Origin of the sequence: Amnimonas aquatica (assembly GCF_002943415.1) — a bacterium.
GTDB lineage: Bacteria > Pseudomonadota > Gammaproteobacteria > Pseudomonadales > Moraxellaceae > Perlucidibaca > Perlucidibaca aquatica_A.
The window spans coordinates 1-1263 of record NZ_PTQZ01000344.1; the positions used below are offsets into that span (position 1 = coordinate 1).

Consider the following 1263-nt stretch of genomic DNA (forward strand, 5'->3'; position numbering starts at 1 on the left):
CCGGCCACCAGCCCGGCCCGCCATGCGCTGCGCAGCCTGTTCGCGCGCGCGCTGCCGGCGGCGGCGCTGGTCATCATGCTGCTGCTGGTGTCGGCACTGAGCTCCAGCATCCTGCCGCCGCTGCACCTGTTCGTGGCCGTGCTGACGCTGGTGGTACTGCTGGCGCTGGCGGTGTGGCCGCGCGTGGTGCGCTGGCATTCGCAGCTGCAGATCGCACTGCGTGACGCCCTGGAGCACGGCCCCGGAGAAGGTGGGCACTGATTCGCCGGCCGGGTCGCCGGTTGGCGACAGCTGAAGCAGAACAACAAGAACAAAGGAGAGTACGATGGTCAGGGAACAGGGCTTCACGGCGCACGGCCGGGGCTTCTTCATCGCGTTCGTGGTCGAGCTGGCGCTCTATGTCCTGATCGGCGCGGGCTGCATCGCCGCCGGCGCCGATCCAGTGCATGTCGTCCATGGCGCGCTCGCGGTCTTTTTCACCTTGCGCCTGCTGCTGGTGCTGGGCAACTTCCTGCCCTCGTGGCGCGCGCGCTCGCCCAAGCGCGCCGAACACGAGATCGGTGCCGCGGCCACGCTGGCGATGTTCATCCGCGAATGGTGGGCGGCGGTGCTGACCTATCCCTTCCTGTTCGCCTTCGAACCCTGGCTGGCGCCGAACAACCCGCCGGCCGGGCGGCCGCACCGGGGCCTGCCGGTGGTGCTGGTGCCGGGCTTCTTCACCAATCGCGGCTACCTGTCGGCCTGGCGTGCGCACCTGCTGCGCAGCGGCTACGGCAAGGTCTACACGCTGAGTCCGGAGCCGGTGTTCGAGAGCGTGGAGCGCAACGCCGGGCACCTCGCCCGTTTCGTCGATGAAGTGCTGGCCGACACCGGCGCCGGCCAGGTGATCCTGATCGGCCACAGCATGGGCGGCCTGACCATACGCCTGTACCTGCACCGTTTCGGCGGCATGGACAAGGCCGGCCTGGCGATCGCGGTGGGCTCGCCGTTCGGCGGCACGGTGGTGGCCGCCGGCAAGGAACGCCTGGGGCCGATACTCGGCCAGCTCTCGCACGGCAGCGAGTGGACGCGGACGTTCCGCGCGGAGGCCGAGGCGGCTCCGTGCCCGGTGCCGTTCATCGCGGTGTGGTCGCCGCACGACAGCATCGTGTCGCCGCAGGATGGCGCGCGGGTGGCGGAGCACTACGGCCGCAACATCGTGGTGCCGGGCATCGCCCACATGGAGATGGTGAACTCGCGCCCGATCATGCGCATCCTCCGGCA

General features: G+C 70.1%; 2 protein-coding genes. Both read left to right on the forward strand.

Annotated elements, in window-relative coordinates; genetic code table 11:
• On the forward strand, positions 1-261 hold a 261-nt coding region (locus C5O18_RS10610; RefSeq protein ID WP_241146819.1), incomplete at its 5' end, for a hypothetical protein.
• Between the two features lie 64 nt (positions 262-325).
• On the forward strand, positions 326-1263 hold a 938-nt coding region (locus C5O18_RS09810), incomplete at its 3' end, for an esterase/lipase family protein (protein ID WP_105193439.1).